This is a genomic window from Pseudomonas fluorescens (genome assembly GCF_001648775.1).
Lineage (GTDB): Bacteria > Pseudomonadota > Gammaproteobacteria > Pseudomonadales > Pseudomonadaceae > Aquipseudomonas > Aquipseudomonas fluorescens_M.
In genome coordinates, this window is record NZ_LVEJ01000018.1 from 156232 (window position 1) to 180769 (window position 24538).

The 24538-nt window shown below is 59.8% G+C and carries 22 protein-coding genes; 10 read left to right on the top strand and 12 right to left on the bottom strand.

All coding sequences use genetic code 11. The features are described from left to right. Window positions 1–117: 117 nt before the first annotated feature. Entirely contained in the window at window positions 118–876 is a 759-nt protein-coding gene (locus A8O26_RS16950; RefSeq protein ID WP_064119010.1) for an SDR family oxidoreductase, read from the bottom strand. Window positions 877–1040: 164 nt separating this feature from the next. Here A8O26_RS16950 and A8O26_RS16955 point away from each other — a divergent pair, with 164 nt between their 5' ends. The 4 genes from A8O26_RS16955 to groL all read left to right on the top strand — a co-directional run bounded on the left by A8O26_RS16955 (window position 1041) and on the right by groL (window position 4564). After that, entirely contained in the window at window positions 1041–1772 is a 732-nt protein-coding gene (locus tag A8O26_RS16955) for a HugZ family protein (protein WP_064119011.1), read from the top strand. A gap of 65 nt (window positions 1773–1837) precedes the next feature. Further along, on the top strand, window positions 1838–2314 hold the full coding sequence (locus tag A8O26_RS16960) for an FxsA family protein (protein ID WP_064119012.1): 477 nt from the start codon (window positions 1838–1840) through the stop codon (window positions 2312–2314). Window positions 2315–2574: 260 nt separating this feature from the next. After that, a complete protein-coding gene (locus A8O26_RS16965; RefSeq protein WP_007916610.1) occupies window positions 2575–2868 on the top strand; it encodes a co-chaperone GroES in 294 nt (97 codons plus the stop codon). Between the two features lie 49 nt (window positions 2869–2917). Continuing rightward, on the top strand, window positions 2918–4564 hold the full coding sequence (groL, locus tag A8O26_RS16970) for a chaperonin GroEL (protein ID WP_064119013.1): 1647 nt from the start codon (window positions 2918–2920) through the stop codon (window positions 4562–4564). Between the two features lie 192 nt (window positions 4565–4756). Here the strand turns inward: groL and A8O26_RS16975 are convergent, their stop codons facing one another. After that, entirely contained in the window at window positions 4757–5500 is a 744-nt protein-coding gene (locus A8O26_RS16975) for a phosphatase PAP2 family protein (protein ID WP_064119014.1), read from the bottom strand. A 222-nt stretch (window positions 5501–5722) separates the two neighbouring features. Between A8O26_RS16975 and colR the strand changes: the two genes are divergently transcribed. The 5 genes from colR to A8O26_RS17000 all read left to right on the top strand — a co-directional run bounded on the left by colR (window position 5723) and on the right by A8O26_RS17000 (window position 9448). Continuing rightward, window positions 5723–6394, top strand: coding sequence for a two-component system response regulator ColR (colR, locus tag A8O26_RS16980; RefSeq protein WP_064119015.1), 672 nt, complete (start codon window positions 5723–5725; stop codon window positions 6392–6394). Continuing rightward, on the top strand, window positions 6394–7668 hold the full coding sequence (locus tag A8O26_RS16985) for a sensor histidine kinase (protein ID WP_064119016.1): 1275 nt from the start codon (window positions 6394–6396) through the stop codon (window positions 7666–7668). The genes colR and A8O26_RS16985 overlap by 1 nt, the downstream gene beginning before the upstream one ends. Window positions 7669–7828: 160 nt before the next feature. Then, window positions 7829–8497, top strand: a complete 669-nt coding sequence (locus A8O26_RS16990; protein ID WP_064119017.1) for a class I SAM-dependent methyltransferase — start codon at window positions 7829–7831, stop codon at window positions 8495–8497. Window positions 8498–8501: 4 nt separating this feature from the next. Beyond that, on the top strand, window positions 8502–9218 hold the full coding sequence (locus A8O26_RS16995) for a lipopolysaccharide kinase InaA family protein (RefSeq protein WP_064119018.1): 717 nt from the start codon (window positions 8502–8504) through the stop codon (window positions 9216–9218). A 2-nt stretch (window positions 9219–9220) separates the two neighbouring features. Next, window positions 9221–9448, top strand: coding sequence for a hypothetical protein (locus A8O26_RS17000; protein ID WP_034153490.1), 228 nt, complete (start codon window positions 9221–9223; stop codon window positions 9446–9448). Window positions 9449–9572: 124 nt separating this feature from the next. Here A8O26_RS17000 and A8O26_RS17005 read toward each other — a convergent pair whose 3' ends face one another. From A8O26_RS17005 to A8O26_RS17050, 10 genes are all read right to left on the bottom strand, one after another. Beyond that, a complete protein-coding gene (locus A8O26_RS17005; protein WP_064119019.1) occupies window positions 9573–12599 on the bottom strand; it encodes a multidrug efflux RND transporter permease subunit in 3027 nt (1008 codons plus the stop codon). Between the two features lie 13 nt (window positions 12600–12612). Further along, window positions 12613–13761, bottom strand: a complete 1149-nt coding sequence (locus A8O26_RS17010; RefSeq protein WP_064119020.1) for an efflux RND transporter periplasmic adaptor subunit — start codon at window positions 13759–13761, stop codon at window positions 12613–12615. 155 nt (window positions 13762–13916) lie between these two features. Beyond that, the gene (locus A8O26_RS17015; RefSeq protein ID WP_064119021.1) at window positions 13917–15017 is read right to left on the bottom strand and encodes a DUF1513 domain-containing protein; all 1101 of its coding nucleotides are present in this window, start codon (window positions 15015–15017) and stop codon (window positions 13917–13919) included. A 14-nt stretch (window positions 15018–15031) separates the two neighbouring features. Beyond that, window positions 15032–16096: an imelysin family protein gene (locus tag A8O26_RS17020; RefSeq protein ID WP_007916589.1), complete on the bottom strand. Its 1065-nt coding sequence runs from the start codon at window positions 16094–16096 to the stop codon at window positions 15032–15034. A 28-nt stretch (window positions 16097–16124) separates the two neighbouring features. After that, window positions 16125–17552 (bottom strand): di-heme oxidoreductase family protein, encoded by a 1428-nt coding sequence (locus A8O26_RS17025; RefSeq protein WP_064119022.1) that lies wholly within the window; start codon window positions 17550–17552, stop codon window positions 16125–16127. 319 nt (window positions 17553–17871) lie between these two features. Then, complete coding sequence (locus A8O26_RS17030; protein ID WP_064119163.1) at window positions 17872–19218, bottom strand: imelysin family protein; 1347 nt, start codon at window positions 19216–19218, stop codon at window positions 17872–17874. Window positions 19219–19357: 139 nt separating this feature from the next. Continuing rightward, the gene (locus A8O26_RS17035; RefSeq protein ID WP_064119023.1) at window positions 19358–21409 is read right to left on the bottom strand and encodes a putative bifunctional diguanylate cyclase/phosphodiesterase; all 2052 of its coding nucleotides are present in this window, start codon (window positions 21407–21409) and stop codon (window positions 19358–19360) included. 343 nt (window positions 21410–21752) lie between these two features. Then, window positions 21753–22349 carry a superoxide dismutase gene (locus tag A8O26_RS17040; RefSeq protein ID WP_008085479.1) on the bottom strand — a complete coding sequence of 199 codons (597 nt, stop codon included), beginning with the start codon at window positions 22347–22349 and terminating at the stop codon, window positions 21753–21755. A gap of 176 nt (window positions 22350–22525) precedes the next feature. Next, window positions 22526–23128, bottom strand: a complete 603-nt coding sequence (locus tag A8O26_RS17045; RefSeq protein ID WP_064119024.1) for a LysE/ArgO family amino acid transporter — start codon at window positions 23126–23128, stop codon at window positions 22526–22528. A 5-nt stretch (window positions 23129–23133) separates the two neighbouring features. Then, on the bottom strand, window positions 23134–23535 hold the full coding sequence (locus tag A8O26_RS17050; RefSeq protein ID WP_064119025.1) for an ACT domain-containing protein: 402 nt from the start codon (window positions 23533–23535) through the stop codon (window positions 23134–23136). A 96-nt stretch (window positions 23536–23631) separates the two neighbouring features. Between A8O26_RS17050 and A8O26_RS17055 the strand changes: the two genes are divergently transcribed. Continuing rightward, a complete protein-coding gene (locus A8O26_RS17055) occupies window positions 23632–24531 on the top strand; it encodes a LysR family transcriptional regulator ArgP (protein WP_064119026.1) in 900 nt (299 codons plus the stop codon). The last annotated feature ends 7 nt before the right edge of the window (window positions 24532–24538 follow it).

The following is a 24538-nucleotide window of genomic DNA, read 5'->3' on the forward strand; positions in this document are numbered from 1 at the left end:
CTGATAACCCTGTGGGAGCGAGCTTGCTCGCGAACGCGGAGTGTCATTCAACCTATCAGTTGTCTGATGCGACGCCTTCGCGAGCAAGCTCGCTCCCACAGTGGTTTGCGGTGTGGGTCAGATACGCAACCCGCCATCCATCTCCAGAATCCGCCCGGTGTAATAGTCGTTTTCGAAGATATACGCCGCCGAATGGGCGATCTCTTCCGGCTTGCCCATACGCTTGAGCGGAATCCCCGAAGTCATCTTCTCCAGCGCTTCCGGCTTCATGCTCAGGGTCATCTCGGTTTCAATGAAGCCCGGCGCAATGCCCGCCACGCGAATGCCGTATCGCGCCAGTTCCTTGGCCCATGTCACCGTCGCCGCCGCCACGCCAGCCTTGGCCGCGGAATAGTTGGTCTGGCCAACGTTGCCGGCACGCGAAATCGACGAAATGTTGATGATCGCGCCGCTGTTCTTCAGCTCGACCATTTTCGCCGCGACTTCGCGGGTGCAGAGGAACACGCCGGTCAGGTTGACGTCGATCACCGCCTGCCACTGTGCCAGGCTCATCTTGCTCATCTCGCCGTCCTTGACCTTCAGCAGCAGGCCATCACGGAGGATCCCGGCGTTGTTGATCAGGCCGTGGATCGCGCCGAAGTCGGCGGCGACCTGAGCGACCATGTGCTCGACCTGCTCTTCATTGGCGACATTGCACAGATAGCTGCGCGCCTCGACGCCTTTGGCTTTGCACGCCGCGACCGCGTCGTCGAGCTTTTCCTGATTGAGGTCGACCAGCGCCAGCTTCGCGCCCTTGCCGGCGAAATACTCGGCCATCGAACGGCCCAAACCCTGGCAACCGCCGGTGATAATGATTACTTTGTCGTTGAGTTGCATTCGCATGCCCCGATAGCAGGTCTGAGTAGTTTTTGTTTTCAGCGACTCCCGATCTGCACCGGCCGTGGCTGGGTTGCACATGAGAATTGCCCGCTGGCGTGACTGGGACTTGATTCCCGGCGCCTGTCCGTTTTTTCGACGGATTCTATTTAAGGAGTCATAAATTGAGCGTTGAAGTGGCCAAGAATGCCCGAGAATTGCTTCTCAAGGAATACCGTGGAGTGCTGTCGACTCACTCCAAATCGATGCCCGGTTTTCCTTTTGGCTCCGTGGTGCCGTATTGCCTGGACGAGCAGGGCCGGCCGCTGATCCTGATCAGCCGCATCGCCCAGCACACCCACAACCTGCAAAAAGACCCGAAATGTTCGCTGCTCGTCGGCGAGCGTGAAGCCGATGACGTGCAAGCCGTTGGTCGCCTGACCTATCTGGCGCAAGCACAGAAACTCGAAGACCCCGCGGCCATTGAAGCGGCCGCCGAGCGTTATTACCGCTATTTCCCGGACTCGCAGAACTACCACAAGGCCCACGATTTCGATTTCTGGGTACTGACCCCGGTGCGCCATCGCTACATCGGCGGTTTCGGCGCGATTCACTGGGTCGATCAATTGACCCTGCCCAACCCGTTCGCCGGCAAGGCCGAAGTCAGCATGGTCGAGCACATGAACAGCGACCACACCAAAGCCATCGCGCACTATGTCGACCTCACCGGCTTGCCGAAAACCGTGCCGGCGCAACTGGCGGGCATCGACACCGAAGGCATGCACCTGCGCATCGGCCAGGCGCTGTACTGGCTGCCGTTTCCGACCCCTTGTAATACGCCGACACAAGTGCGCGAAGCCTTGGTTTCTCTGGCTCACGCCGAGGTCTGGCCAAAAAATGAGGTGGCCGACGCTTGAATTCACGAAAGGGCGACGTCATCTAAGGCTTACTGCAAGGCATTTCTTGCGTTGAGGAAACTTTGATGCGCCCTTTTCTGTTGCTCTTTCTGCTGTTTCCAGTGCTGGAGCTGTTTGTATTCGTCAAAGTGGCAGGCTCTATCGGGTTTTTCCCGGCCCTGCTGCTGATCATTGTCGGCTCGATGTTCGGTGTGTTTGTGCTGCGCGTCGCCGGTCTGGCCACGGCATTGCGTGCCCGTGAAAGCCTGAACCGCGGCGAACTGCCCGCGCAAACCATGCTCGAAGGGTTGATGCTGGCATTGGCCGGCGGTCTGTTGATCCTGCCGGGCTTCATCAGCGATGTGGTCGGTCTGGTCATGCTGCTGCCGATCTCGCGTCGTCTGCTGGCGAATAAAATGCGTCAGCGCGCCGAAGAACAGGCCATGCGCCAGCGTGCGTTCGCCGATGACCTGCAGCCTCGTGGCGGTCCCGCACCGCGTCAGCCGCTGGGCCGCGAAGGTGATGTGATCGAAGGCGAGTTCGAACACCGCGACAGCAAGTAACTGCTCTCTCTACACGGCACCTTCGGGTGCCGTGTTCGTTTATGGGCTGCTTTTGTGCAACATATCGGTGAAAAATTTTTCGCCTCGCCCTTGTAATAAGCTTATGCGCCCTTATGTATCGGTCACCGAAAGGTTTCCGACATTCGAGTCGGACAGACTTCCGCGGCTCGCTCGACGAACCGCAACCGGCGCAGGCCGGATTCGTTAAACCCGCCGGGACTACACCGGCCGATGAAAACCACAATTAGGAGAGATCGACAATGAAGCTTCGTCCTCTGCATGACCGCGTCGTAATCCGTCGCAGCGAAGAAGAAAAGAAAACCGCTGGCGGTATCGTCCTGCCAGGTTCGGCTGCTGAAAAAGCCAACCACGGTGTGATCCTCGCTGTAGGCCCGGGCAAAGCTCTGGAAAACGGCGAAGTGCGCGCACTGTCCGTGAAGGAAGGCGACAAGGTTGTGTTCGGTCCTTACTCCGGCAGCAACACAGTGAAAGTCGACGGCGAAGATCTGCTGGTAATGAGCGAGAACGAAATCCTCGCTGTTATCGAAGGCTGATACCCCGCTCATTTTCCCGCTACTACAAAGTATTTAAGGAATATCGATCATGGCTGCTAAAGAAGTTAAGTTCGGCGATGCCGCCCGCTCCAAGATGCTCAAAGGCGTCAACGTTCTGGCTGACGCGGTAAAAGCGACCCTGGGCCCGAAAGGCCGTAACGTGATCATCGAGAAGAGCTTCGGCGCTCCGACCATCACCAAGGACGGCGTTTCCGTCGCCAAAGAAATCGAACTCGAAGACCGTTTCGAAAACATGGGCGCGCAGCTGGTCAAAGACGTTGCCTCCCGTGCCAACGATGACGCTGGTGACGGTACTACCACCGCTACCGTTCTGGCTCAGTCGATCGTCAACGAAGGCTACAAAGCCGTTGCCGCCGGCATGAACCCGATGGACCTGAAGCGCGGTATCGACAAGGCGACCATCGCCGTTGTTGCTGAGCTGAAAAAGCTCTCCAAGCCATGCGCTGACACCAAGGCAATCGCTCAGGTCGGTACCATCTCGGCCAACTCCGACAGCTCCATCGGCGAAATCATTGCCGAAGCCATGGAAAAAGTCGGTAAAGAAGGCGTGATCACCGTTGAAGAAGGCACTGGCCTGGAAAACGAACTGTCGGTTGTAGAAGGCATGCAGTTCGACCGTGGCTACCTGTCCCCGTACTTCGTCAACAAGCCGGAAACCATGGTTGCCGAACTGGACAACCCACTGGTACTGCTGGTCGACAAAAAGATCTCGAACATCCGCGAAATGCTGCCAGTGCTGGAAGCCGTTGCCAAAGCCGGCCGTCCACTGCTGATCGTTTCCGAAGACGTTGAAGGCGAAGCCCTGGCGACGCTGGTTGTGAACAACATGCGTGGCATCGTTAAAGTCGCAGCCGTCAAGGCGCCAGGCTTCGGCGACCGTCGCAAGGCCATGCTGCAGGACATCGCTGTTCTGACCGGCGGTACCGTTATCTCCGAAGAGATCGGCCTGAGCCTGGAAGCTGCCACCCTGGAAAACCTGGGCAGCGCCAAGCGCGTGACCATCTCCAAGGAAAACACCATCATCGTTGACGGTGCTGGCGTTGCTGGCGACATCGAATCGCGTATCGCTCAGATCCGTGCTCAGGTTGCCGAAACGTCCTCGGACTACGACCGTGAAAAACTGCAAGAGCGTCTGGCCAAGCTGTCCGGCGGCGTTGCAGTGATCAAGGTTGGCGCTGGTTCCGAAGTTGAAATGAAAGAGAAGAAAGCCCGCGTTGAAGACGCCCTGCACGCGACCCGTGCAGCCGTTGAAGAAGGCGTGGTACCTGGCGGTGGCGTCGCGCTGATCCGCGCTCTGGAAGCCCTGACCGAACTGAAAGGCGACAATGCTGATCAGAACGTTGGTATCGCTGTGCTGCGTCGCGCTGTTGAAGCGCCGCTGCGTCAGATCGTTGCCAACTCCGGTGACGAGCCAAGCGTTGTGGTCGACAAGGTCAAGCAGGGCGGCGGTAACTTCGGTTACAACGCTGCGACTGGCGAATACGGCGACATGATCGAAATGGGCATCCTGGATCCTACCAAGGTGACTCGTTCCGCTCTGCAAGCTGCAGCTTCGATCGGTGGTCTGCTCCTGACTACCGAAGCTGCTGTAGCTGACGCGCCGAAGAAAGACGGCGGCGCTGGCGGTGGCATGCCAGACATGGGCATGGGCGGCATGGGCGGCATGGGCATGTAAGCCTGCCTTGTCCCTGTAACGCAAAACCCCGCTGGCGCGAGTCAGCGGGGTTTTTTATTGCCCAAATATCAGCATCACCGCAAAAAACTGTGGGAGCGAGCTTGCTCGCGAAGAGGGCGTGTCAGTCAACCTATAGGTTGTTTGACACACTGCATTCGCGAGCAAGCTCGCTCCCACATTGGGTTCTTTGTTTCAGGCGCTAACTGGGTTTGATGCCAATACCGGCTGAACCTTGTCCGCCGGGCGATACAGCACCCAGTAATACGACCCCAGACAAATCAGCCAGCAGAAAATCGCCGTCCACACGTTGTGCGAAAAGAAGTGCGCACCCTGCATCATCCGGCTGATCGAAAACACCGAACCCAATGCAAAGGCAAAGATAAACGCCTGACGCGCCAGACGCGGCCGGCGATCGCGCAGCACAAAGAACAGCGCAAACAAGGTGAAACCGGTGGCCGCATGACCACCGGGCCAGCAACGGCCGGGCTTGTCGGTCTGCGGTCGATGCTCCATCAACTTGCTGTAGGTTTCATGGCCGCCGAACTGCTCCAGGCTCCACGGACATTGCACCGCAGTCACCGCTTTCACCGGCGTGACGAACGAAGTGGCGAGGCCCAGCGAGAGCACCAGACAGCCCAGTTCCCTTTTGAAGGGTTTAAGTCTGTCGACGAAGAACGCGCCGATGAAGCCGAGAATGGCAAACACCGAAAACGCGATGACTACCTGTTTGGCCCGGTCATGCAAGATATCTTCGAGGAAGTAACTGTGTCGTCCGATAAAGTCGCCGGCGACCGGGTCATAAAAAAGTCTGGCCAGATCCATGTCCAGATCGGTCAGTTCAAGCAGCACCAGAATAATCGCCGCGACGGCGGGTATTCCCAGGCACAACCAGAAATTCAGTGGCCTTGAAACGGGGCGGGCAGAAGTCGACGCCATGGGCAATTCCTTGGTCGGTAGATAGGTTCTGAAAAAGCGCAAACCCGCAGAGTCTGCGCGCGCTCGCGTCGCTGAATTGTTAATCGAAAGTGAAAAAAACGTTGGCAGGAACAATGAACGGTTTTCTCGCGAAACAACCCAACGCACGCCTAGCCGTGAGCCACACTTGGCCGTAAGCTGCGCGGGCCAAGACGGCCGTTACCCCGTACGGAGGAGGTGCCCATGCGAATTCTGCTGGTCGAAGACAACCGCGACATCCTGGCCAATCTGGCTGATTATCTGGGCCTCAAGGGCTATACCGTCGACTGTGCGCAGGACGGTCTGTCGGGCCTGCATCTGGCGGCTACCGAGCATTACGACCTGATTGTCCTCGACATCATGTTGCCCGGCATCGACGGCTACACCCTCTGCAAACGCCTGCGTGAAGACGCTCGTCGGGATACGCCGGTCATCATGCTCACCGCACGCGATCAACTCGATGACCGTCTGCAGGGCTTCAAGTCTGGCGCCGACGATTACCTGATCAAGCCATTTGCCTTGTCCGAACTGGCTGCGCGGGTCGAAGCGGTGATGCGCCGCGCGCAAGGCGGAGGCCGTCGGGCGCTGCAGGTCGCCGATCTGAGCTACGACCTCGATACTTTGGAAGTGACCCGCGACGGTAAATTGCTGAAACTCAACCCGGTCGGCCTCAAGTTGCTGGCGGTGTTGATGCAAAAGAGCCCGCACGTGCTGCGTCGGGAGATTCTCGAAGAAGCGCTGTGGGGCGATGATTGCCCGGACAGCGACAGCCTGCGCAGCCACGTTCACCAATTGCGTCAGGTCATCGATAAGCCGTTCGCCAAGCCACTGCTGCACACCGTGCACGGCGTGGGTTACCGGTTGGCCGATGTGTAATGGAGTTTAAGCAAAGTCTTTCTCAGCGGATCATCATTGCCTTCGCGTTGATGAGCGCACTGGTCGCCGGTGCGTTTGCCATGGGCATCGTCGCGACCGTGCACCTTGTGGAAGAAAAACTGATTTCGGCCGGGCTGGGCGGCGACTTGCAGCGTCTGCTGCTGATGGACAACGTCTCGGACTGGAGCCATCGCCCGGAGCCGGACCAGCTGTTCTATTTCAGCGGCGGGCCGGGTGATTTCGAGCTGCCCAAGGATCTGCGTCACCTCGATTCAGGCTTCCATGAGGTGTTCCGCGAGCAACTGTCGTACCACGCGATGGTCGAGATCGTCGACGGTCGGCGTTATGTGCTGTTGCAGGATCAAAGTGATTTTGAAGAGCGTGAGCGCGTGCTGTTTGCCGTGGTGCTGGTGGGCTTTGTGCTCAGTCTGGCACTGGCGGTGTTCCTCGGTTGGGTGCTTGCGCGCAAAGTGATGGCGCCGGTGGTACGCCTGGCGCGGCAGGTGCGCCATCGCGATCAACTGCTCGGGCTGGCGCCGCCGCTGGCGCCGGATTATGCGGCTGACGAAGTCGGCGAGCTGGCGGTGGCCTTCGATGCCACATTGGGGCGCCTGCGTCAGGCGCTGACACGCGAACGCTTGTTCACCAGCGACGTCAGCCATGAATTGCGCACGCCGCTGATGGTGCTGGCCAGCTCCTGCGAACTGCTGCTGGAAAACCCCGGGATCGACCAGCGCGGCCGTTCGCAAGTCGAGCGCATCGCCCGCGCGAGTGAAGAGATGCGCGAGCTGGTGCAGACCTTCCTGATGCTGGCGCGGGCCCAGCACGAAGATGCTGGCATGGCACTTCAGCAGGACCTCTCGCAGGTGGCCGAAAGCCTGTTATGTCTGTGGCGCGGTCCCATCGAAAACAAGGGGCTGAAGCTGGTCTTTGAGCCCGGCAATCCGGCGGACACTCGTTACAACGCGACCCTGCTGAATGCCGTGATGGGTAACCTGTTGCGTAACGCGCTGCATTACACCGAAAACGGTTTCATACGCCTGACACTCAATGCCAACGGGTTTGTGGTGGAGGATTCCGGCGTCGGTATTCCGGAAGAAAAACGCGAAGCCATGTTCGAACCCTTCGTACGTGGCAGCGAAAAGCGCGGCGAAGGCCTGGGATTGGGGTTGTCACTGGTTCAGCGGATCTGCGAGAACCAGGGCTGGACCGTCAGTCTCAGCACGATGCAACCCAATGGCTGTCGCTTCGAGGTTGATCTGGGCAAAATCTGACGCAGGGGTGGCTCAAGGCTACTCCCTCTCACCTGTCTAAATCCTGTATAACTCTGTAATAGTTTGTCGGTTTACCGGACGTTTTTTTCACAAATGGATGACCTGACGCTGACACGCCGCTCCCTAAGGTGGTGCCATCAGCAACTCAGGAGTCCTGGTGATGGCCGGCCCGATCAAACTCGATTTTTCCGAGAAGTACGACGATCAACACGCGCAGAAATACCTGCGCAAACACAAAGAAAGCCTTGGACGTCGGCTCTCCCACTGGCGTGACGAACAGTTGGCCCGCAAGGCGCTGGCGTCCGTCGGTGAGCCGGGGCTGGTGCTCGATCTGCCCTGCGGTGCAGGGCGTTTCTGGCCACTGCTGGGCGAAAAAGCCAACCGGGTGATCATCGGCGCGGACAATTCCGAGTCGATGATCAAGACGGCGATGCAGTCGCAACCGGCCGATGTGGTGAAACGGGTACAACCCTTGCACACATCTGCGTTCGACATTGCCCTGCCGGACAACGCAGTCGACAGCATTTTCTGCATGCGTCTGCTCCACCACATCGGTGAAGCCAAGCACCGCATGGCGATTTTGCGAGAGTTCGAGCGCGTTACCCGTGACAGTGTGATTGTTTCGTTGTGGGTCGACGGCAACTTCAAGGCCTGGAAGCGCGAGCGTGCGGAGAAAAACCGTGACAAGCGCGAGTACCAGAATCGCTTTGTGTTACCGGCCGCTACGGTCGAAAAGGAATTCGAAGCAGCAGGTTTTCGAATTCAGGAACAACTGGACTTTATTCCGCTCTACGCCATGTGGCGGGTTTACGTATTACGCAAGAGGTAACAGGATGGCAGTGCAATTTGCAGCAGAAACGGAAGTCGCTCCGCAAGATCGCTTTGACTTTTACTGGAACCAGCGCGGTGAGTGGGTGGAAGAACCCAATGTCCGTCGCGGTGGCGAAAGTGGTGTGCAAAGGGTCGTGGGGCGCGATGGTCAACTGCTGTATGCGAAACGCCAGACCGGTCATATCTATCGCAGTTGGTTGCACCCTTTTGGCCGTCCCACTGTGTTGCGTGAGCTGGATGCGCTGACCGGCGTCAGCAAGCTCGGTGTACGCGTGCCGGAGATCGTTTTCTGTGGTGCCCAGCCTGATCCGCAACACAAGTGGCGAGCGCTGTTGGTGACCAAGTCCCTGGACGGTTTCCAGGAACTGGAACACTGGCTGGCAGCGGCTGGCGGTCGCGATCAGTGTGGCGAGGTGGTTTATGAGCGTGTGCTCAAGGACCTTGCCGAGAATCTGGCGCGCATGCACAAGGGTCGTTGGCAGCACAGCTGCATCTACATCAAGCATGTGTTCGTGCGAGTGATCGGCGAAGGCGAATCGGCCAAAGTCGAAGTGGCTTTGATTGACCTGGAGAAGTGCCGCCAGCGTCTGACCGCTTACCGCGCAGCCTCCCACGACATGAAACAATTACGTCGCCATTCGTCGTTCCGCGACGCGGACTGGAAGAAACTCGTCTATTTTTATGAGACGGCGTTTGGCAGCGCTATCAAAGGTTTATAGCGATGAAACTAGAAATTGCTAGAGGTTTGTTCCTGGTGGGGGCCTTGGCAGTTGCTTCATTGGCGGTGGCTGCCTGGGAGCAGCCCCGCATGCAGGTTGTTGGCGCATCGGTAGACGATGCGCACTGCGCGGTACCACGGGTGGCGAAAGCCTCCGTGGCGACTAAACCCGACCATGATCTGTTGTTGTTCATGTTCGGGCTTTCTCAAGGGATGAGGCCACAGAGTTGATTCGATTGAAGCCAATATAAAAGGCCTCGCAGCCGTTGCGAGGCCTTTTTTTATGCCCGGATTTTATGGGTATACGCAGGCCAAATGTGGGAGCGAGCAGGCTCGCTCCCACAGGGGACGGGAATTATTTGAGGTCGGGTTTCGCCAGCAGGGTGTAAACACACGGCAGAACGAACAGCGTAAACAACGTCCCGATCGACATCCCCGTGGCAATCACCATGCCGATATCAAATCGGCTGACCGCGCCCGCACCCGTGGCGAGAATCAACGGCACCATGCCAAACACCATCGCTGCTGTGGTCATCAATACCGGACGCAGGCGAATCGCCGCCGCTTCCTCAACGGCTTCACGCGCCGTCAGGCCCTTGTCCTTGCGCAACTGGTTGGCGAACTCGACGATCAGAATCCCGTGTTTACTGATCAGCCCGATCAGCGTCACCAGCCCGACCTGGGTGTAGATGTTCATGCTCGACCAGCCGAGGAACAGCGGGATCAACGCCCCGCAGATCGACAACGGCACCGTCACCAGAATCACCAGCGGGTCGCGGAAACTCTCGAACTGCGCCGCCAGCACCAGAAAGATAATCGCCAGCGCCAGCGCAAAGGTTACCCACAGGGCGCTGCCTTCCTGGACGAACTGGCGTGAGGCGCCGCCATAGTCGAAGGCGAACCCGGCGGGCGCTTCTTCGCGGGCAATCTGCAACACGGTGTCGATGGCTTCGCCCATGCTCACCAGCGGGAAACCGGAAATCTTCGCCGCGTTGAGTTGCTGGAACTGGTTGAGCTGGCGCGGTCGGGCGCGGTCGCTGACCTTGATCAGCGTCGACAACGGCAACAACTCACCCTGAGTGTTTTTCACGTAGTAATTGTTCAGCCAGTCCGGGTTGTCGCGATAGGGGCGTTCGACCTGGGCGATGACCTTGTAGCTGCGCCCTTCAATGGTGAACCGGTTGATTTCCGCCTCGCCCAGCAGGGTGGCGAGCGTGCCGCCGAGGTCCTGCATCGACACACCCATCTGCGCCGCTTTGGCGCGGTCGATATCGACCACCACCTCGGGTTTGTCGAACGCCAGATCGAGGTCGACGAAGGCGAACTTGCCCGACTCCATCGCACGTTTCTTGATCCGGTCAGCCACTTGCAGCAGCAGTTCATAGTCGTTGGCGGTGTTGACCACGAACTCGAACGGCAAGCCTTCACCGGTGCCGGGCAGGGATGGCAGGTTGAAACCGAAAATCTGCAGGCCCGGGATTGCGCCCAGCTTGCCTTGTACCTCGGGGAGAATCTGCATCTGCGTGCGACTGCGCTCGTTCCACGGTTTGAGCAGGAAACCGCCGATGCCGGCCTGCACACCGTTGTACCCGTTGATCTGGAACGAGGAGTAGTACTCCGGGAATTCCTTGAAGATCTTGATGAATTCGTCGGTGTAGGTGCTCAGGTAATCGAGGTTGGTCGGCTGCGGCGCGTTGGCCATCATGAAAATGATGCCCTGATCCTCGTCCGGGGCCAGTTCCGACTTGGTGAACTTGAGAAACACCGGAATCAGGCACAGCACGATCACCGCAAACACCAGCACCACCGGCCGCGTGTTCAGCGTGCCGTGCAACATACTTTGGTAGCGGCGCTTGAGGCCTTCGAAGACACGGTCGAGGCGGTGCGCCAGGCCACTGGGGTTTTCCTCGTGGCGCAGCAAAAACGCGCACATCATCGGCGACAGGGTCAGGGCGACGATCCCTGAGATCACTACAGCGCCGGCCAGAGTCAGCGCAAACTCCTTGAACAGCGCCCCCGTGAGTCCCGTCAGGAAACCGATCGGCGCATACACCGCTGCCAGGGTGATGGTCATCGACACCACCGGCATGGCGATTTCCCGTGCGCCTTCCAGCGCCGCATCAAATGGCGTCTTGCCTTCCTCGATGTGCCGGTGGATGTTCTCCACCACGACAATCGCATCGTCGACCACCAGACCGATGGCCAGCACCATCGCCAGCAGCGTCAGCAGGTTCATCGAGTAGCCCATCATCTGCATGAAGAACATCACGCCGATCATCGACAGCGGAATGGTTACCACCGGGATCACCACCGAGCGTAATGCGCCGAGGAACAGGAACACCACGACGATGACGATCAGCACCGCTTCGAACAGGGTTTTTACCACCTCGTCGATCGAGGCCTGAATGAATAGCGTGGCGTCGTAGGCGATCTCGCTTTTCAGGTTCGGCGGCAGCTGCGCTTCCAGTTCCGGCATCAGCTTGCGCACTTCCTTGATCACGTCCAGCGGGTTGGCCCCCGGCGTGGCCTTGATGCCGATGTACACCGACGGTGTGCCACCAAACGAGCTGATCGAATCGTAGTTTTCCGCGCCCATTTCCACCCGCGCGACATCGCTGAGCAGCACCCGGCTGTCGCCACTGACCTTGAGCGGAATCGCTGCGAACGCCTCGGCGGATTTCAGTTCGGTGTTGGCGTTGATGCTGGTGACGACGTACTCGCCTTTCACTTCCCCGGCGGCGGAGAGGAAGTTGTACTGGCGCACGGCGTTGGTCACGTCGGCGGCGCTGAGGCCAAAACCGGCGAGCTTTACCGGGTCGAGCCACAGGCGCATGGCGAACACCTGGTTGCCGAGAATCTCCGCTTCGGCCATGCCCGGCAGGGTTGCCAATTTCGGCTGGATCACCCGGGACAGGTAGTCGGTGATCTGCGGGTTGCTCAAGTCCTTGCTGAAGAAGCTGATGTACATCAGCGCCGAAGCGTCGGCGGACTCCTTGCTCAGCACCGGGTCCTCGGCGTCCTGCGGCAGCTTGTTCTTCACTTCGTTGGCCTTGGCCAGCAGCTCGGTGAACAAACGGTCGGTGTTCGAGCCGATGCGCGCGTAGATCGAGATCACCGAAAAGTTCTGCCGGCTGACCGAAGTCATGTAGTCGATGCCCTCGGCACTGGCCAGGCTCTGCTGCATCGGCTGGGTGATATAGCCCTGAATAGTTTCCGCGTTGGCCCCGGGGTAAGCCGTCGTGACCGTGATCAGAGCGTTTTCCATTTGCGGGTATTGGCGCAGCGGCAACTTGCTCCAGGCCTGGAAGCCGAGCAACACAATCAACAGGCTGACCACAGTGGCGAGCACCGGGCGGCGGATGAACGGATCGGTAAAAGCCATGGGGATTCCTTGATCAGTCGGCGCGAGGCGGACTGTTCTGCTCGCCGAGGGTCTTGTCGTCGCTGATGGCGATGTGCGCACCGTTGTCCAGTTTGATCTGGCCAGCCGTCACCACTTGTTCGCCGCTCTGCACGCCCTTGTTGATCATCACCAGGCCATCGCGGCGTTCACCGGTTTCGATGAAGCGGCGTTCGGCGATCAGCACCGGTTGGCCCTTGTCGTCCTTCTCGACGTTGCCGTCCTCGGCTTTCTTCTGCCCGACCACGTAGATCGAGTTGCCGTAGAGGGTGTAGGTGATTGCGCTTTCCGGCACGACGATGTGTTTCTGCGGATCCGGCAGCAGCACCTCGAGGCTGGTGAACATGCCCGGCAACAGTTTGCCGTCGGGGTTGGCCAGCGTGGCGCGGATCAGAATATTGCGCGTAGTGCTTTCAACGATCGGGTTGATCGCGCTGATCTTGCCGGCGAAGTTTTGCCCGGGGTAAGCGGAGACCGAGATTTGCACCGGTTGACCGATGGCCAGTTTCGGCACCGATTGTTCGGGCAGGTAGAAGTCGGCGTAGAGACTGCTGAGATCCTGCAATGTGGCGATCTTGGTGCCGCTGGCGAGGTAGTCGCCGACGTCGACCTGACGGATGCCGATGGTGCCGCTGAACGGCGCGAGGATGCGTTTTTTCGCCAGCGATGCGTTGAGCTGATTGACCGTGGCTTTGTTCTTTTGCAGCACGGCGGAGAGGCGGTCGTACTCGCCTTTGGAAATGGCGCGGCTGTCGACCAGTTGGCTGCCTCGGCCGAAGTCCAGTTGCGCCAGACCCAGATCGGCTTTGGCGGTTTCGAGGAGGGCGCTCTCGACGGCGCTGTCGAGTTGCAGCAACGGTTGCCCGGCCTTGACCTTCTGTCCGGATTCGAACTTGAGCTCGGTGACGGTGCCGGCGACCTCCAGACTCAGCTCGACGCCTTGCAGCGCCTTGAGCGTGCCGACGGTGGGCAAGCGCATCTGCCACGGTTGCTCGGTGGCGTGGGCCACGGCGACGCTGATCGGCGGTTTAGGCTTGGAAAAGCCCTGGATCATCGTGTAGATCGAAAAGGCTTTGTACCCGCCCAGCACCAGGACGATCAGCAAAACAACACCCAACATGATCAGCATGCGGCGACGCAGCATATTTCCAGTTCCTTGGATAAATCAGGTGAGACAGGCGGGCACATTACTCCGAGTACAGGGGGGATTCCAACTGGCAGTTATTACAGGTGATGCCGCAGACAAATCCTCTGGTGAGGGGGCAGGCCCCTCACCACCGGCGAACTGGCAATAGAGGGTTACGCCATCAGATGCAGATGGTTGTCCCAGAGCCCCGCCGGCAATTCCAGCGGTTTGGCCAGCAGCTCATCCTGACGGCAATCGTAGTAACGGCAACGCCCCTGACCGGAGGTCACGACAAAACCATCCTTCACTGCACCGACGCCGGCGCAATCGGGCAGCGGCGCATCGAGGCGCACTTCGCCGCTGTCCAGATCCCAGATAAAGAAGCGATTGCCACGCGGTGCCGTCAGCGCGACCAGACGCAAATCGCTGTGCACCGCGACGCTGGCGGTGTAATGCCCCATCGACTGCAACTGATGCTCCGGCACCGGGAACGCCACAAACGGTTGCCCCGGACGCTTGATCGCCAACAGCTCCGAACGCTCGTGCGAGGCGCCCATGAATTGTTGACCGGCGACGATGGTGCCATCGCTGGCGATGCCCAGATGGCGCACGCTGTTCATCTGCTGGGCGAGGGTTTCCTTGCTCAGCAGTGTGCCGTCGCGCTGCATCAGCACCAGGCTTGGCTCCATGGCGTTGAGGTTCATGTCGACGCGGCTTTCCGCCTCGGTGCGAATCCCTCCATTGGCCACCACCAGTGTCTCGCCATCGGGCATCCACGACACTTGATGCGGACCGAGGCCGTGGGTGGAAATCTCACCGCTGTGCACCAGCCGTTCGCCCTCGAACTTGTACACACCGAGCAGACCACGACCTGGATCGGTGGTGTCGTTCTCGGTGGCGTACAAGTATTCGCCGTCCTTGTGCACCACGGCGTGACCGTAGAAGTGCCGGTTCGGCTGCGAGGTCACGGTCTGCAGCAATTTACCGTCGCGCAGGTCGATCAGGTAACTCTCGGTGCCCGGACGCCGTGCGACGAACAGCGCAATCGGCTGCGTCGGGTGGTTGATGATGTCGTGGCAACGCTGGCCGACTTGCGTGGCGAACACACGCGTGCCGTCCAGCCGATAACCGACGGCGTAATGCTTGCCGTCGGTGTCGTCGCGCGCCGACAGCAGCAGCGGGCTCTGATCCTTGCGTTTGAACAGCGTCCAGCCGCCCAGCGTCACTGCTCCCAGCAGTGCACTACCTAAAGTCAGAACCTGACGTCGCAGCATGGCACTTGCCCTCATCAGTCACCGTCGTTGGCGTTGAAGCCCAGTTGGATGCCCAGCGCCTTGGCCAGTTCGCCTTCGTGCAGGCGATGGACGACGTTGAGGCTGTCGTAGATGTCATTGAGTTGCTGACGCCCGGCGTCGTCTTCGAGCATTTCGCCGAGCGAACGCTGGGTGCTGTCGAACAGTTTCAGCGAAGCGGCGTAGGCAGCATCGATCTTGTCGGCCAACGGCTTTTGCTCAGCCGGCAACAGACCGCGCAGGCCTTTGTTGTCGACGCCTTCCCACACGGTTTTGGCGGCGGCGAGGCTTGCTTCCAGTGCGGTCAGCGAGGACTGGCTGCGCCAGGCATCGGCCTGGAACGGCTGTGGCACGCCCTTGCTCTGGCGGCCCATTGGCGTGCCGAGTTTTTTCTTCAGGGTGTCCAGCGCGGTGACCTGCACACGCAGCAGATCGGCGATCGCTTCGTGGGAGTCGGCGTAACGCTGATTCGGGAACTTGGTCATCTGCGCGAGCATGCCATCGGTGTTGTTCCAGTTCTGCAGAATCTCTTCAGCCAGTTGTTTCTGACGCTCGCCGATGGCGATCAGCAGCGGGCAGTACTTGGCTTTCTGTTCGGCATTGGCCACGTCAGGCTTGGCGTCAAAGAGGATGTATTCGTAGGCCGACAGGCCTTGCACCACGACGCTGGATTTGGCCAGTGCGGCGGCGTCGATCTGCGGCTGGGCGACGACCAGTTGCTCGACCTGACGGCCGACAAGGTTTTTCTTGTCCGGCCAGAACTGCACCTGCCACGAACGGTTGCCCTCGGCCAACGGACCGATCAGCAGCGGTTGCAACTCGGCCCAGGCTTTCTGCGCGTGGAGGAAGTCGGCGCGGGCGGTTTCCAGGGTTTCTTTGCCCTGGCAGTAGGCGAGGGCGCTGACCGCCAGTTGTTTGTCGGCTTCGACCCAGCGGGTGTAGGTCGGCAGGATCACCGATTTGGCGATGGCCGCCGAGGTGACCGCTTGCGGATCCTGCGGCGAGCAGGCGCCGAGGGCGAGTGCGGCAAGGCTGGTGAACAGTAGCTTGGGACGGAACATGTCGGGCTCCCGATTCTTTTATCAGTGTTTAAAGTGAGTTCAAAAAAGCCAGCAGCGCGGCGCGCTGCTCGGCATTGAAAGACAAAACCTGTTGCTGTGCCGCTTGCGCTTCGCCGCCGTGCCAGAGCACCGCTTCGAGCAGATTGCGCGCACGGCCATCGTGCAAAAACTGGGTGTGGCCACTGACCGCTTGCGTCAGGCCAATCCCCCACAACGGCGGCGTGCGCCAGTCGCGGCCGGAGGCCTGGAATTCCGTGCGGTTGTCGGCCAGGCCGTCGCCCATGTCATGCAGCAGCAGATCGCTGTACGGGCGAATCACTTGATGGGCCAGTTCAGGTTCGGCGGCGTTGGCGGCGGTGGTGTATTTCGGGGTGTGGCAGGAATCGCAACCGGCCTGGAAAAACAGGTTCTTGCCGGCGATGACGTCTGCTTCGTTGACGCCACGACGCGCAGGGACGGCGAGGTTACGGCTGTAGAACAGCACCAGACGCAAGATGTTGTCGCTGACTTCCGGCTCGCCGTCCGGGCCATTGCCGTTCGGCGCCTGTTTGCAGGCGGTTTGCGCGTCGGTGCAATCATCGAAGGGTCTCAGGCTGGTCGTGAGACCCATATCACCCGAAAACGCGTGAACATTCTGTTGATTGAGATTCGGTTGCCCGGCTTTCCAGCCGAATCGGCCCATGACGGTCTTCTGCAATGCGTCATCCCAGACCTGGTTGGGGCGGCCATGGATGCCGTTTTTCGCTTTGGCCTGCGCGGCGGCGTTGGCGAGGATCGCTTCTTCGGGGATCGCTTCGAGCAGGCCGAGGCCGATCATCGGCGGGGCGACCCGTGCGGAAAAACGCGTGTCCGGGTGCATCGGACCGTAACCCAGCTGGGTGATCTGCAACAGCGGCTTGCGCAGTTCAACTTCGGTGCCGTCCTTGAAACGCACGGGCACCGGGGTGTAGTCGACGCGCACCTTGCCTTCCGGGGCGACGCCGGGCACGGCCATGTCCTGGAACTGGCCGCCGTAGACCGGCTCCGGCACCACGCCGACCTGCTCGATGAGCCGGGCATATTCCGGCGCATCGGGAATCGACAACCGGACCAGCATCGACACCGCGTTGGCCGCATCCGGCGTTGGCGGATGACCGCGACCGTCCTTGATGTGGCAGTTCTGGCAGGCGTTGGTGTTGAACAACGGGCCGAGACCATCGCGCGCCGTGGTGGTCGACGGCGCGATCACCCATGGGCTGCGAAAGAAGCTGTTACCGACGCTGAAGTCCACCCGCCGCGACGGCGGCAGATTCGCCGAAGGCAGCGAGAACGCATTCTGATCAGTCTTGCGCACGGTCGCCGCGCCACCCGAGCGTGCTTCACCAGGCTCGGCCTTGGTGAAGCGCGGGGCGTCATCGCAGGCACTCAGGCCCAGGGCCAGCAACAGTGCAGACAAGCGAAGAGGCAGCGAGGGCATCAGACATCCTGCGGACGGGCGAAAATAAAGGCGCAAAGTCTAACAGGGCGAGGGGGTTTGAATAAGAGGAATTATCGTTTGCTTGATACAGCGCAAGCCTTGGACCCCATGGAAACCCTGTGGGAGCGAGCCTGCTCGCGAAAGCGGTGTCCGACGCGCTGAAAATGTGGCGGCAGATACCGCCTTCGCGAGCAGGCTCGCTCCCACAGGGATGGGTGGTGTACCTGATATCGAACACACCCTGAAGTAGGGGGTTGTGTTTGGCAGACATGAAAAAGGCGACCCGAAGGTCGCCTTTTTTTGACGCGGACGCTGTTGATCAGAACTCGTGATCAGCGTTGTCCGGGTTCAGGTCGCTGATGCCCAGCTTACCGGCAGCGGCTTCAATCGAACCGGTCTGCTTGACCAAGGACGCGATGGCGTCGCGAACGATCTGGTTGCCAGCGGTGTTGCCGGCAGCGATCAACTGGTCGTAGTGCTCACCCTTGTTGGCGTGATCGACCATGACCTGGATCTTCGCTTCAGTTGCCGCCAGATCGGCTTTCAGTGCGGTGTCAGCCGCCGGATCAGCCTTGGCCACCAGCGACGACAGGCTGGCGCCGGTCATCTTGGTGCCGTCAACACGGGTGTACTCGCCCAGGTAAACGTTACGAACGCCTTTGGCATCGTAGAAGTGCGAGTTGTGGGTGTTGTCGCTGAAGCAATCCTGCTCGTCTTCAGGGGAGTTGGCTTCCAGGGACACCTTCATGCGCTCGCCTGCCAGTTCGCCCAGCGACAGGCTGCCCATGCCGAAGAGCATTTTGCGCAGACCGCTTTCGCCCGGCTCGGCTTCCAGAGTGGCGCGGTAGTTGTCAGCCACGTTCGGCTTCCAGTTGCCGACCATTTCTTCCAGGTCGCTGACCAGCAGTTGGGTCACGGACTTCAGGTAGGCACGACGACGATCGTTGTGACCGCCAGTGGCGCCGGCGCCTTCCAGGTAGTCGGAAGCCGGACGGTTGCCAGCGCCAGGGCCGGTACCGTTCAGATCCTGGCCCCAGAGCAGGAATTCGATGGCGTGATAGCCAGTGGCAACGTTGGCTTCGGAACCGCCCAGCTCGTTGAGGCTGGCGAGTTTTTCCGGGGTGATGTCTTTGACGTCGACCTTGTCTTCGCCGACCTGAACTTCGGTGTTGGCGATGATGTTGGCGGTGGCGCCCGGGTTACCCAGTGCGTGCTCGTAGGATTTGTCGACGTAGTCGATCAGACCCTCGTCCAGTGGCCAGGCGTTAACTTGACCTTCCCAATCGTCAATGATCGTGTTGCCGAAGCGGAACACTTCACTCTGCAGGTACGGAACGCGCGCGGCGACCCAGGCAGCCTTGGCGGCTTTCAGGGTGTCGGCGTTCGGCTTGGCGAGGAAGGCGTCGACGGCGGTTTGCAGGGTTTTCGCGGTGGATTCGGCATCGCTGTAAACGGCGAAGACCATGTCGGCATAGTGCGCGACCACGGCCTTGGCGGCGGCTTCGTCGACTTTACCGGCAGCGGCAGGCGCAGCCGCAGGAGCGGTGGTGCTGGCGGCTGGCGTCGGCGCGGCTGGAGCTGCAGCCTTGTCTTTGCCTTCGCCGCAACCGGCGAGGGAAATAGCGATGGCCAGCAGACTGGCGGTAGCCAGAGGCATACGAATCATGGCGAACATCCTGCTTCGATAGTTGAGTGGACTCGCGCTGGGGGTGCGCAAAACTGCGACATAATGCAAATCTTTCGCATTATGTGTAAAGGGTTGTGGCTGGAAATATTTCTTATTTACGACGGTGCAGTGGCATGGATCAAAGGATCGCCGCGTTACTGCGCTGCGCCTGTTTGAGGTAGGCACTCAGCTCGCGCGCCGGCAGCGGCTTGCTGTAGTGGTAACCCTGACCCTCGTGGCAGCCCTCGGAGATGATGTACGTTTCCTGCTCAGCCGTTTCCACGCCCTCGGCGATGACCTGCATGCCCAGGCTCTTGCCCAGTTGAATGATTGCGCGAACGATGGTCGCATCGTCGTCGTCATCCAGCAGATCCTGAACGAAGCTCTTGTCGATCTTGATCTTGTCCAGCGGCAGGCTTTTCAGGTAACTCAGCGATGAATACCCGGTGCCGAAGTCATCGATGGCGATCAGCGCGCCGGAGCGGCGCAGGCTGAGCAAATGTTGGGCGGCGGTGCTGATGTCTTCCATCAGGCCGGTTTCGGTGACTTCCAGTTCCAGGCTGCGCGGCGGCAGGCGGTACATCTGCAGCAGATTGTTGACCACGCGCGGCAACTCGGCGTGGTGCAGTTGCACGGTGGACAGGTTCACTGCCATACGCAGATCGGCAAAGCCCTGATCGTGCCATTCGCGCAATTGCTTGCAGGCCTGATCCAGCACCCATTCGCCAATGGCGATGATCGTGCCGTTCTGCTCGGCCAGCGGAATGAACAGGTCCGGCGGCACCAGACCGTGTTCCGGATGCTGCCAGCGAATCAGCGCTTCGACGCCGACCACACGGTGATCGCGATAGCTGATCTGCGGCTGATAAACCAGATAGAACTGATCGCGCAGCAAGGCATCGCGCAGGTCTTTTTCCAGTTCGCGACGACGACGCATCTCGCTGTCGACGCTGGCGATGTAGAACTGATAACGGTTGCGCGAGCGGGTCTTGGCCAGCGTCATGGTCTGCTCGGCCTTCTGCAACAGTTTCTCGGTGCTGTCGCCGTCCTCCGGAAACAGGGTGATGCCGATGGTCGCGCGCAGGCGGATTTCCTGATGGTCGAGGGCGAATGCCGCTTCCAGATCATCAAGAATGCTCTGCGCCAGTTCTGCCGCTTCGTAGGGTTGTTCGATGTCGGCCTGGACCAGTGCGAACTGATCGCCACCCAAACGGGCGAGGGCGCCGAGGCGGCCGCTGTGGGCGCGCAGGCGATCGGCCAGGGCCAGCAACAATTGGTCGCCGGTCTGGTAGCTGAATTGTTCGTTGATGCCTTTGAAGTCATCCAGCCCCACGCACAACACCGCGACCCGCCGTTGCAGCTTGCCGGCGTCGACCAGAATCTTGTCCAGTTGCTGCTGCAATTGCTGGCGATTGGGCAGGCCAGTGAGGAAGTCGTACTGAGCCATGCGCAGCAGGCTGTTTTCCGCTTCGTGGCGCAGATGGGTGTTGCGCTCGATCGATTCGAGCAACTGGTTGGCGGTGTTGATCCAGATCCCTAACTCGTTTTTCTCGTGGCCCTTGAGCTGCGGGATCTTGTGCTCGCTGGGACGATCCGGGTTGATCTCGGTGAGGTGCTCGATGATCCGCGACAGCGGTTTGGTCAGCAGCCAGTGGTAAACCAGATACAGCACCAGACCCATGGCCAGTGCGCGCAGCACGCCGGAAATGAAAATGATCACCGAACTGACGATGAAACCCTCGCCATAGGTGGCGGTGTCGAGGGTGATGCTCAGGTCGCCGTAATATTCGCTGTATGGACCACGCCCCACCAATTGCGTGGTGAAGGTGCGTTCCTGACCGAGGATCAGGTCAGTCAGCCAGCGACTGTTGGAATGCTGCAACTCGCGGGATTTCTGCGCGAGCATGGCTTCGTTGGGATGGCCGATGGAGGCCTGACGCACGGCATCGTCCTGAAACAGGCCTTCGATCACCTGCATGCCCATCTCCCGATCGAGGCTGTAAACGGCCTGAGTCGAGGGATCGCGGAACATGTCGAGGATGCGTTCGGCGTCGCCAGCCACCGCCTGACGGGTTTTGTAGGCATCGAAAACAATCTGCGCGCAGCTCAAGACTACGCCGACGATCAATGCCGACAGGAGCACGACCCGGAGCAACTTCACCGACAAGCTGTTCTTGAGTTCCAGCTTCAAAGGGTTATTCCTTAATCCGTGCGGGTAGCGTCAAGTTGCCATGAGTATTGGCAATCCCGAGTTGGCAGTCAAAGGGACAATCAGGCCCAGGGGCATTTGCCTGTGGCGTTGGCCGAAATGCTGCTGTCTGGAGTATTAGCCCTATTTGTACTGTGTCGGTAGTTTTGGCCCTCAACTTGAGCGGTTCGCAGCATTTTTTCGCTGTTTTGATGTTAGCCCGCTGTGGCATGGCGGCAAGGGGCGGGAGGATGCTTTTGCCGTGAGAGAAATCCGATCTTGAGGGAGACAATCTGCGAGCATAAAAAAACCCGGCAAAAGCCGGGTTTTTTGACTGGCGCGCAGCTTAAGCGGTGAAGGTTTTGCCTTCGAACTGCTCAGCAACGAACTTCCAGTTGACCAGGTTCCAGAACGCTTCGACATACTTCGGACGAACGTTGCGGTAGTCGATGTAGTAAGCGTGTTCCCAGACGTCGCAGGTCAGCAGCGGGGTGTCGCCGCTGGTCAGCGGGTTGCCGGCGCCGATGGTGCTGGCCAGGGCCAGGGAACCGTCAGCCTTTTTCACCAGCCAGCCCCAGCCGGAACCGAAGGTGCCGATCGAGGTTTTGCTGAACTCTTCCTTGAACTTGTCGAACGAACCGAACGAAGCGTTGATGGCTTCAGCCAGCGCGCCGGTTGGTTGACCGCCGGCGTTTGGCGCCAGGCAGTTCCAGTAGAAAGTGTGGTTCCAGACCTGAGCGGCGTTGTTGAAGATACCGCCCGAGGAAGTCTTGACGATTTCTTCCAGGGTCTTGCCTTCGAACTCGGTGCCTGGCACCAGGTTGTTCAGGTTCACGACATAGGTGTTGTGGTGCTTGTCGTGGTGGTATTCCAGGGTTTCCTTGGAAATGTGCGGCTGCAGGGCATCGTGTGCGTAAGGCAGCGGCGGCAATTCGAAAGCCATGATGATTCTCCTAATCAGGTCTGTTGCGGTGAGCGCAAGGCCGATCACGGGCGGCCAGAAATGCACCGGCGAGTTTTTACTCTTTGCGGCGCAGGGTTTCGATCATAGCACCGGGGTTGCGGCATAACCACGCAACAACTGTGTGGAATAGAGGTTCCAGAGCCTTTTGGAATAAATCAGGAAGCCAATATCAGTTGCCCTGCGACCGTGAACATCATCAGCGCCACCACCAGATCGAGAATCCGCCAGGTGCTCGGACGCGCCAGCCATGGCGCCAACCACGCAGCGCCCAATGCCAAGGTGAAAAACCACAACAGCGAGGCGCTCGCAGCACCGACCACGTAAGCGCCCGGCACCGATTGCTGCGCGCCGAGAGAGCCGATCAGCAACACCGTATCCAGATAAACGTGCGGGTTGAGCAGTGTCACCGCCAAAGCGCTGAGCATCACCGCGCGCAGCGAACGTACGGTCTGGTTTTCGCCCTGATCCATGCTCTGTTTCGAACAGGCCCGGCGCAGCGCCTGGCTGCCGTACCAGATCAAAAACGTCGCGCCGCCCCAACGCGCGATCGCCAGCAGCGTCGGGTTCTGCGCCAGAATCGTCGCCAGCCCGAATACCCCGGCGGCGACCAGCAGCGCATCGCACACCACGCATAATGCCGCCACCGGCAAATGGTGCTCACGACGCAGGCTCTGCGCCAATACAAACGCGTTCTGCGTGCCGATCGCCATGATCAGTCCGAACGCCACCAGCAGGCCGTTCACATAGCTTTGCCACATAAGATTCACTCCGCGTTGGCTGCCAGATCGCGCAGCACCTGCATGGCGCGCTCGGCATCGGCCTGGCCGACAAACAGATGGTCGTGGTAGTAACCGGCGATCACGTTGCAACTGATCCCGGCCTTGCCCAGTGCGGTGGCGAAAGCGGCGGTGAGGCCAACGGCTTCCAGCGCCGAGTGCACATTGAGGGTGATCCACGCGGCGACGTAGTCGAAATTGAAACCGGCCTGTTCGGCCTGCGCGCGTTCGAGAATCACCGTCAAACCTTCCTGCTCACGAAAGCTGCCGAGGATGTCCACACCGCTCGGCAACTGGCCGTCGCGCAGGGTACAGAACACGTATTCACCGGCATTGAGTTGCGGGCTCATGCTGCGCAACAGGGTTGTGAGTGAGGTTTCGCCAGCCATTGCAGTGTTCCTTGATAAAGAGTGCTTGCTGGCTATTCTCCGGTCGAACGCTGTATAAGAAAAACCAATAGTGCTGATCGCTCATTAGGAAAACTGATGTTCGACTACAAATTGCTTTCCGCTCTGGCCGCCGTGGTCGAGCAGGCCGGCTTCGAACGTGCCGCGCAGGTGTTGGGCTTGTCGCAATCGGCGATCTCGCAGCGGATCAAACTGCTCGAAGCGCGGGTTGGTCAGCCGGTGCTGGTGCGCGGCACGCCGCCATCGCCGACCGAGATTGGCCGGCGTCTGCTCAACCATGTGCAGCAGGTGCGTTTGCTTGAGCGCGACTTGCAAACCCTGGTGCCTGCGCTGGACGAAGAGGGTTTGCCGGAGCGCCTGCGCATTGCCCTGAATGCCGACAGTCTCGCCACGTGGTGGGCCGAAGCGGTTGGCGATTTTTGTGCCGAGCAACATTTATTGCTTGATCTGGTGGTCGAGGACCAGACAGTCGGCCTCAAACGCATGCGCGCCGGTGAAGTGGCCGCGTGCCTTTGTGCCAGTGAACGACCGGTAGCCGGCGCACGCAGTGTCTTGCTCGGGGCGATGCGTTATCGCGCGCTGGCCAGCCCGGCGTTCATCGAGCGGCATTTCCCCGACGGCGTACGCGCCGAACAATTGCCGCGCACGCCGGCGCTGGTGTTCGGCCCGGACGACTTTCTCCAGCATCGTTATCTCGCCTCGTTGGGCGTCGACGGCGGATTCGAGCATCATTTGTGCCCGTCCTCGGAAGGTTTCATCCGCCTGACCGAAGCCGGTCTCGGCTGGGGACTGGTGCCGGAACTGCAAGTGCGCGATCAGTTGCAACGCGGCGTGTTGCGCGAGTTGTTGCCAGATAAACCGATCGACGTGCCGTTGTACTGGCATCATTGGCGCAATGGCGGTCAGCTTCTAGGCTTGCTGACCGAGCAATTGGTGCGTTCATCGGCGCAATGGCTAGTGCCTTTAAAACAGCCATAAGCGTCAA

Coding starts and splice junctions, on each gene's coding strand:
- A8O26_RS16990 (WP_064119017.1), top strand. CDS start 7,829: ATGGCCGGCCCGATCAAACTCGATTTTTCCGAGAAGTACGACGATCAA.
- A8O26_RS17055 (WP_064119026.1), top strand. CDS start 23,632: ATGTTCGACTACAAATTGCTTTCCGCTCTGGCCGCCGTGGTCGAGCAG.
- A8O26_RS16960 (WP_064119012.1), top strand. CDS start 1,838: ATGCGCCCTTTTCTGTTGCTCTTTCTGCTGTTTCCAGTGCTGGAGCTG.
- A8O26_RS17005 (WP_064119019.1), bottom strand. CDS start 12,599: ATGGCTTTTACCGATCCGTTCATCCGCCGCCCGGTGCTCGCCACTGTG.
- groL (WP_064119013.1), top strand. CDS start 2,918: ATGGCTGCTAAAGAAGTTAAGTTCGGCGATGCCGCCCGCTCCAAGATG.
- A8O26_RS17010 (WP_064119020.1), bottom strand. CDS start 13,761: ATGCTGCGTCGCCGCATGCTGATCATGTTGGGTGTTGTTTTGCTGATC.
- A8O26_RS17020 (WP_007916589.1), bottom strand. CDS start 16,096: ATGTTCCGTCCCAAGCTACTGTTCACCAGCCTTGCCGCACTCGCCCTC.
- A8O26_RS17040 (WP_008085479.1), bottom strand. CDS start 22,349: ATGGCTTTCGAATTGCCGCCGCTGCCTTACGCACACGATGCCCTGCAG.
- A8O26_RS16965 (WP_007916610.1), top strand. CDS start 2,575: ATGAAGCTTCGTCCTCTGCATGACCGCGTCGTAATCCGTCGCAGCGAA.
- A8O26_RS17025 (WP_064119022.1), bottom strand. CDS start 17,552: ATGCCCTCGCTGCCTCTTCGCTTGTCTGCACTGTTGCTGGCCCTGGGC.
- A8O26_RS16950 (WP_064119010.1), bottom strand. CDS start 876: ATGCAACTCAACGACAAAGTAATCATTATCACCGGCGGTTGCCAGGGT.
- colR (WP_064119015.1), top strand. CDS start 5,723: ATGCGAATTCTGCTGGTCGAAGACAACCGCGACATCCTGGCCAATCTG.
- A8O26_RS17000 (WP_034153490.1), top strand. CDS start 9,221: ATGAAACTAGAAATTGCTAGAGGTTTGTTCCTGGTGGGGGCCTTGGCA.
- A8O26_RS16995 (WP_064119018.1), top strand. CDS start 8,502: ATGGCAGTGCAATTTGCAGCAGAAACGGAAGTCGCTCCGCAAGATCGC.
- A8O26_RS17050 (WP_064119025.1), bottom strand. CDS start 23,535: ATGGCTGGCGAAACCTCACTCACAACCCTGTTGCGCAGCATGAGCCCG.
- A8O26_RS16985 (WP_064119016.1), top strand. CDS start 6,394: ATGGAGTTTAAGCAAAGTCTTTCTCAGCGGATCATCATTGCCTTCGCG.
- A8O26_RS16975 (WP_064119014.1), bottom strand. CDS start 5,500: ATGGCGTCGACTTCTGCCCGCCCCGTTTCAAGGCCACTGAATTTCTGG.
- A8O26_RS17045 (WP_064119024.1), bottom strand. CDS start 23,128: ATGTGGCAAAGCTATGTGAACGGCCTGCTGGTGGCGTTCGGACTGATC.
- A8O26_RS17015 (WP_064119021.1), bottom strand. CDS start 15,017: ATGCTGCGACGTCAGGTTCTGACTTTAGGTAGTGCACTGCTGGGAGCA.
- A8O26_RS17030 (WP_064119163.1), bottom strand. CDS start 19,218: ATGATTCGTATGCCTCTGGCTACCGCCAGTCTGCTGGCCATCGCTATT.